6 protein-coding genes are annotated in these 7,452 nt (G+C 41.1%); 5 read left to right on the forward strand and 1 reads right to left on the reverse strand.

Annotation, left to right across the window (positions count from 1 at the left end):
- Positions 1 to 246: 246 nt before the first annotated feature.
- The 4 genes from ACT8YW_RS20945 to ACT8YW_RS20960 are packed head-to-tail and all read left to right on the forward strand — an operon-like array spanning position 247 to position 5,293.
- Positions 247 to 1,578, forward strand: a complete 1,332-nt coding sequence (locus ACT8YW_RS20945) for a TolC family protein (RefSeq protein WP_444107032.1) — start codon at positions 247 to 249, stop codon at positions 1,576 to 1,578.
- A 22-nt stretch (positions 1,579 to 1,600) separates the two neighbouring features.
- On the forward strand, positions 1,601 to 2,692 hold the full coding sequence (locus tag ACT8YW_RS20950; RefSeq protein WP_444107033.1) for an HlyD family secretion protein: 1,092 nt from the start codon (positions 1,601 to 1,603) through the stop codon (positions 2,690 to 2,692).
- A 49-nt stretch (positions 2,693 to 2,741) separates the two neighbouring features.
- Positions 2,742 to 4,379 carry an MFS transporter gene (locus ACT8YW_RS20955; protein WP_444107034.1) on the forward strand — a complete coding sequence of 546 codons (1,638 nt, stop codon included), beginning with the start codon at positions 2,742 to 2,744 and terminating at the stop codon, positions 4,377 to 4,379.
- Positions 4,380 to 4,417: 38 nt separating this feature from the next.
- A complete protein-coding gene (locus ACT8YW_RS20960) occupies positions 4,418 to 5,293 on the forward strand; it encodes a helix-turn-helix domain-containing protein (protein WP_444107036.1) in 876 nt (291 codons plus the stop codon).
- A gap of 4 nt (positions 5,294 to 5,297) precedes the next feature.
- Here the strand turns inward: ACT8YW_RS20960 and upp are convergent, their stop codons facing one another.
- Positions 5,298 to 5,951: a uracil phosphoribosyltransferase gene (gene upp, locus ACT8YW_RS20965; RefSeq protein ID WP_004296418.1), complete on the reverse strand. Its 654-nt coding sequence runs from the start codon at positions 5,949 to 5,951 to the stop codon at positions 5,298 to 5,300.
- Between the two features lie 279 nt (positions 5,952 to 6,230).
- Here upp and pckA point away from each other — a divergent pair.
- Positions 6,231 to 7,452: phosphoenolpyruvate carboxykinase (ATP) (gene pckA / locus ACT8YW_RS20970; protein WP_444107035.1), on the forward strand; the 1,222-nt coding region annotated here is incomplete at its 3' end.

Genomic DNA, 7,452 nt, shown 5'->3' on the forward strand with positions numbered 1-7,452 from the left:
GCAAAGGTAAAAATGACTGATAGGATAAACAAGAGCCATACAATGAGTGCTTACGAAACTACGATGAATAAAGGGTTTGATAATGCAGGTGATAGGTTGAAAGAGGATTTACGTTTTTATCTATGAGAGTGGTTGTTTATTGTTTGTTCATTGAAAAAGGAAAATATGAATATAAACAAATAGTTTGTGGATAGTCTCATTATGTTGTAAGCTACTAAATTTGTAGCCAATAATAGAGCATATATTATGAAAAGACTACTATTCATTTTTTCCTTTTTTTTCTTGTTCGTGTTAAACGGAAAAACGCAGGAAGTAGAGGTCCTGACATTAGAGGACTGTCTCCGCATTGGTATTGACAATAACTTGTCGTTAGAAGGGAAACGCCGAGAAATACAGAAAAGTAAATATGGCGTATCTGAAAACCGTTCGAAGCTGTTGCCGCAAATTAATGCGATAGCCGGTTATAGTAATAACTTCGATCCTCCGGTGTCCGTTACAGACGGATCGTCTTACGGTGTTCCTTATAATATAACGCAGACGCTGCAACATTCTGCTAATGCAGGACTGGAAATGCAAATGCCGCTTTTCAATCAGACTCTTTATACTTCTATGTCCATAGCTAAAGTGATGGAAGAAATCAGCCGTCTGTCTTATGGAAAAGCCAGGGAAGATGTTATTCTCCAAATCAGTAAGATGTATTATCTCGGACAGGTCACGGCCGAACAAATCATGCTGATAAAAGCTAATATTACCCGTCTGGAGGAATTGAGAGATATAACGCAGGCTTTCTTCGATAACGGAATGTCTATGGAAGTCGATCTGAAAAGAGTCAATATCAATTTGGAAAATCTGAAGGTGCAATATGACAATGCACAAGCAATGATGAAACAGCAATTGAATATGCTGAAATACATTATGGATTATCCGGCTGAAAAGGAAATCGCGCTGACACCGGTAAATACCGATAGCATTACTACGGTAGCCCTGACCGGCTTGTCGGAAAATATCTATGAACTTCAACTTTCACAATCGCAAGTACAACTGGCGGAACGACAAAAGAAGATCATTACTAATGGATATATCCCTTCTCTTAGTCTGACAGGTAGCTGGCGATATGCCGCATATACGGATAAAGGTTATCATTGGTTCCACTCCGGTCCGTCCAATCAATGGTTTCGTTCTTATGGAGTGGGACTAACCTTGCGTATTCCGATTTTCGACGGACTGGATAAAACCTATAAAATAAAGAAGGCGATGATCGATATAGAGAATAAAAGACTGGCATGGGAAGATGCCCGGAAGAATTTGCAAACTCAATATCTGAATGCTGTGAACGACCTGATGAACAATCAGCGTAACTTTAAGAAACAGAAGGATAACTACTTGCTTGCCGAAGATGTGTACGCAGTCACTTCCGATCGTTACCGGGAAGGCATTGCTTCCATGACGGAAGTGCTGCAAGATGAAATGCAGATGAGTGAAGCTCAAAACAACTATATCAGTGCACATTATAACTATCGGGTGACTAACCTGGTGCTGCTTAAACTGACCGGACAAATAGAATCATTAGTCAAATAATACGCAAATAACAATCATAAATATGGAAACAATGGAAAATAACCTTCCTTCCGCTACTCATCGGGAGAAAGCAAAAAAAATGAAGAAACTTCGTCGCTGGCAGATTGCTATCAGCCTTCTCGGAGTGGCTATTATTGTTTGGGGAGTGATTGAAGTGATCTGCCTTTTTTTGAATTATAGCCAGACGGAGACTAGTAACGATGCACAAATAGAACAATATGTGTCTCCTATCAATCTACGTGCTTCAGGTTACATTGACAAAATCTACTTTACAGAACATCAGGAGGTGCATAAAGGAGATACTTTGCTGGTACTGGATGATCGTGAATATAAAATTCGCGTAATGGAGGCTGAAGCTGCCTTGAAAGATGCGCAAGCCGGTGCGACGGTCATCAATGCAACACTCAATACTACGCAGACAACAGCATCTGTTTACGATGCGTCTATTGCCGAGATTGAAGTACGTTTGGCGAAACTGGAAAAAGACCGGAAACGATATGAGAACCTCGTGAAACGAAATGCGGCTACTCCTATCCAACTTGAACAGATTGTCACTGATTATGAAGCTACGCGTAAGAAGCTGGAAGCTACGAAAAGGCAGAAAAAAGCAGCTCTTTCCGGTGTAGATGAAGTGTCCTACCGTCGCATGAATACCGAAGCGGCTATTCAAAGAGCAACAGCTGCGCTCGAAATGGCCCGGTTGAATCTTTCCTATACGGTTGTAATAGCTCCTTGTGACGGAAAACTCGGCCGTCGCTCATTAGAGGAAGGACAGTTTATTTCGGCAGGGCAGACCATCACCTATATTCTTCCTGATACCCAGAAATGGATCGTTGCCAATTATAAGGAGACACAAATCGAGAACCTGCATATCGGACAGGAAGTATTTGTCACAGTAGATGCCATTAGCGATAAAGAGTTTAAAGGCAAAGTCACCTCTATATCAGGAGCTACCGGCTCCAAATATTCATTAGTGCCGACCGATAACTCCGCAGGCAACTTTGTGAAGATCCAACAGCGCATCCCCGTACGCATCGACTTCACCGATTTATCAAAAGAAGACAATGAACGATTAGCAGCAGGCATGATGGTAGTAGTGAAAGCCAAACTCTAACCACCGTGCACCTATAATTCATAAATCATAATTCATAAATCAAAAATTAATGCCCTCTTATCCTAAAAATTATCCTTTCTATAGCTGGATGCCCAAGCCGTTGGGTATTATCATTCTGTTATTCTTCTTTCTGCCGATTCTTACGGTAGGCGGGGTTTATTCGGTGAATAGCACCGAAATGATGAGCGGGCTTGGCATTATATCCGAGCATATCCAGTTTGCCAATTTTGTAACTTCTATTGGTATGGCAGCCTTTGCGCCTTTCCTATATCAGTTGGTGTGTGTACGGCGGGAGAAGATGATGTGTATTGTCGGGTTTGCGTTCATGTATATATTCAGTTATATCTGTGCAAAGACAGACAGCGTTTTTCTGTTGGCGCTTTGTAGTCTTCTGACGGGTTTCTTGCGTATGGTACTGATGATGGTCAATCTGTTCACGCTCATTTGGTATGCAGGTGGAATGGAAGCTACCCGCAATATTACTCCGGGCTTGGAGCCGAAAGATACTGCCGGTTGGAATAAATTGGACATTGAAAGATGTGTGAGTCAGCCGGCTGTTTATCTGTTTTTTATGATTCTAGGACAGTCGGGCACAGCATTGACGGCTTGGCTGTCCTTTGAATATGAGTGGAAATATGTGTATTACTTTATGATGGGGATTCTTTTGATCTCTATTTTGCTCCTGTTTATTACCATGCCGAATTATAAGTTTCCCGGAAGGTTTCCTATTAATTTCCGTAAGTTCGGCAATGTTACTGCATTTTGCATCTCGCTGACTTGTCTCACGTATGTGCTGGTTTATGGAAAAGTACTCGACTGGTATGATGACGAATCTATCTGTTGGGCGACAGCTGTAAGTATTCTTTTTGCGGGAGTTTTTCTTTATATGAACGTAACGCGCCGGTCGCCTTATGTTTTGCTGGATGCGTTCAAACTGCGTACTATACGTATGGGAGCATTACTTTACTTATTATTGATGGTGATAAACTCCAGTGCTATGTTTGTCAATGTGTTTGCAGGAGTGGGGATGCATCTCGATAATCTGCAAAATGCTTCATTAGGTAATTGGTGTATGGTAGGTTATGCTGTTGGTGCCGTGATTGCTATGGTGTTGGGAGGTAAAGGATTACATTTTAAGTATCTGTTTGCGATGGGATTCTTCTTCCTGTCTTTATCAGCAGTTTTCATGTATTTCGAGGTGCAGACAGCAGGAGTTTACGAGCGTCTGAAATACGCAGTTATCATCCGTGCCACAGGCATGATGATTCTGTATGCGTTGACGGCTGCTTATGCCAATCAACGTATGCCTTTTAAATATCTTTCCACCTGGATCTGTATTATGCTTACTGTGCGTATGGTTGTGGGACCGAGTATCGGCGGAGCAATTTATACAAATGTTTTGCAGGAGCGGCAGCAACACTATATCACCCGTTATGCGCAAAATGTGGACCTGCTTAATCCGGATGCTTCCACTTCTTTCCTTGGTACGGTACAAGGTATGAAATATCAGGGAAAGAGTGAGACGGAAGCCCGTAACATGGCTGCTATATCTACCAAAGGGCGTATTCAGGTGCAGGCCACGCTCTCTGCACTTAAAGAGATGGCAGGATGGACAATTTATGGTGGGTTAATTTGTATGATATTTGTGCTTGTTGTTCCTTATCCTAAACGAAAATTGCTAACTTAGTGTCGTTTTTGATAATGATCTGTTAATATATTAGTATGATGACTGGCGGACAAGATCGTTTATTGCAGTTTGATCGCAATTTGTTAAGTGGGAAAAATATATGTAGTTCCGAAGGGATATTTGTAAATTTTCCACCCTCACTGAAGAAACCTTTTCAAATGAAAGGACTGGGGCTGATTATTTGCCGCCAGGGTAATTTCCAGTTTTCGCTTAATCAGAAAAAGCATTTCGCAGGAGCAGGCGAAAGTTTGTTTATTCCCGAAGACGGCGAGTTTCAGGTTTTGCAAGAGTCGGAAGACATGGAGGTACGGATTTTGATTTATCAGATAGAACCGATCCGGGATATTATGGGGAATCTGGTTGTTTCCATGTATATGTATTCCCGTCTTACTCCCGAAGAACCTTCTTGTGTCTGGTCTACTGGTGAGGAAGAAGAGATCGTAAAGTATATGTCCTTATTGGACAATGTATTACAGTCGGAAGAAAATTCATTTAAACTTTATGAGCAGAAATTACTTCTACTTGCATTGACGTACAGGATTTGCTCTATTTATAATCGCAAACTCGTCAATGACGGGCGGGAAGTGGGAGGACGCAAAAATGAGGTCTTTATTCACTTGATCCAGTTAATCGAAAAATATTATATGCAGGAACGGGGTGTTGAGTTTTATGCGGATAAATTGTGTTTGTCTCCTAAATATCTTTCTGCCGTTTCTAAGAGTATCTGCGGATATACCGTGCAGGAACTTGTATTCAAAGCTATCATTCGTAAAAGCATCTCATTGCTTAAAAATACGCAGAAAGATATTCAGGAGATTTCAAATGTCTTCGGTTTCCCCAATGCTTCTTATTTCGGTACGTTCTTTAAGAAGCAGGTTGGGGTTTCACCGCAGCAATATCGGAAGAATCTTTAAACATTTATTCTTTTTCACCATAGGCAAGATCGCCTGCATCGCCCAGTCCCGGAACAATGTAAGAATGTTCGTTGAGTTCGGGATCGATGGCTGCGCACCAGATTGTTGTCTTGTCTTCAGGAAATACATTCTTTATATGATCGATAGCCTTTTGACTGGCGATAATCGAAGCAACATGAATTTCGGCAGGGTGTCCTTTGGTCAGCATTGCCTGGTAACTAAGCTCCATACTGCCTCCTGTTGCCAGCATAGGGTCGGTGATAATCAGCGTTTTGTCATCAATGCGGGGAGAAGCGATATATTCTATATGTATATCGAATTTTAGCGTATCTTTATATTTGCGGTAAGCGGAAACAAACGCATTCTCCGCCCCGTCGAAATAACTAAGGAAACCTTGATGGAAAGGCAGACCAGCACGCAGGATCGTACTGATTACTAAATTGTTGTCCGGCGTACTGACCGGAGCGATTCCCAGTGGTGTCTGGATGTTCTTTACCGAGTATTTAAACTCTTTACTCATTTCATAAGCCATGATTTCTCCGATCCGTTCGATGTTACGGCGGAAACGCAGGCGGTCGTTCTGAACTTCTACATTTCTAATTTCGGATATGTACTGGTTTAGAATCGAATTAGTTTGGCCAAAATCAATTACTTTCATATTATATTTTAATCAAATTTTAATCTCATTTTCATAGTATTGATAACATACTGGCTTGCAAAGTAAACGATAATCTTTCAAATTGCAATATTCAGTTTGCAGATATTGTTAGGAATTTATAAAAGAGTTTCAATTAGGGAAAAATTTCTCTAATACCTTCTTCCTTTCCAAAGAAAGTATTACTTTTGTTGCCGGATTTACAAGGGGGTATTCTAAGCTCCCATGTTAAGGTGAAAAGAGATAGAAAACAAAATACCAATTTTAATTAATTCAAAGAAAATGGCAAATTTAGATTTAAGCAAGTACGGCATCACAGGTGTGACCGAGATTTTGCACAATCCGTCTTATGATGTTTTGTTCGCTGAAGAAACAAAACCGAGTCTGGAAGGCTTTGAAAAAGGTCAAGTAACTGAATTAGGCGCTGTGAACGTGATGACAGGTATCTATACCGGTCGTTCTCCTAAAGATAAATTCTTCGTTAAGAATGAAGCTTCTGCTGATTCTGTATGGTGGACTTCTGAAGATTACAAAAACGACAACAAACCATGTACTGAAGAAGCTTGGGCTGATTTGAAAGCTAAAGCTGTAAAACAACTTTCCGGCAAACGTTTGTTCGTTGTTGATACTTTCTGTGGTGCTAACGAAGCTACTCGTATGAAAGTACGTTTCATCATGGAAGTAGCTTGGCAGGCTCATTTCGTAACTAACATGTTCATCCGCCCGACTGCTGAAGAACTGGAAGCTTACGGAGAACCTGATTTTGTATGTTTCAATGCATCTAAAGCAAAAGTTGACAACTATAAAGAACTGGGCTTGAACTCTGAAACAGCTACTGTTTTCAACTTGAAGACTAAAGAACAAGTTATCCTGAACACTTGGTACGGTGGTGAAATGAAGAAAGGTATGTTCTCTATCATGAACTACATGAACCCGCTTCGTGGTATCGCTTCTATGCACTGCTCTGCTAACACTGATATGGAAGGAACTAGCTCTGCTATCTTCTTCGGATTGTCTGGTACAGGTAAGACTACTTTGTCTACTGACCCGAAACGTAAATTGATCGGTGATGACGAACACGGATGGGATAACGAAGGTGTATTCAACTACGAAGGTGGTTGCTACGCTAAGGTTATCAACTTGGATAAAGATAGTGAACCGGATATCTACAATGCTATCAAACGTGACGCATTACTTGAAAACGTAACTGTTGACGCTAACGGTAAGATTGATTTCACAGACAAGAGCGTGACTGAAAACACTCGTGTTTCTTATCCTATCTATCACATCGAAAACATCGTTAAACCGGTTTCTAAAGGTCCTCACGCAAAACAAGTTATTTTCTTGTCTGCTGATGCGTTTGGTGTATTGCCTCCAGTATCTATCCTGAACCCGGAACAGGCTCAATACTACTTCTTGTCTGGATTTACAGCTAAATTAGCTGGTACGGAACGTGGTATCACTGAACCGACTCCGACATTCTCTGCTTGCTTCGGTGCTGCTT

Source organism: Bacteroides sp. (assembly GCF_052357945.1).
GTDB lineage: Bacteria > Bacteroidota > Bacteroidia > Bacteroidales > Bacteroidaceae > Bacteroides.

Coding starts and splice junctions, on each gene's coding strand:
- ACT8YW_RS20945 (WP_444107032.1), top strand. CDS start 247: ATGAAAAGACTACTATTCATTTTTTCCTTTTTTTTCTTGTTCGTGTTA.
- ACT8YW_RS20950 (WP_444107033.1), top strand. CDS start 1,601: ATGGAAACAATGGAAAATAACCTTCCTTCCGCTACTCATCGGGAGAAA.
- ACT8YW_RS20955 (WP_444107034.1), top strand. CDS start 2,742: ATGCCCTCTTATCCTAAAAATTATCCTTTCTATAGCTGGATGCCCAAG.
- ACT8YW_RS20960 (WP_444107036.1), top strand. CDS start 4,418: ATGACTGGCGGACAAGATCGTTTATTGCAGTTTGATCGCAATTTGTTA.
- upp (WP_004296418.1), bottom strand. CDS start 5,951: ATGAAAGTAATTGATTTTGGCCAAACTAATTCGATTCTAAACCAGTAC.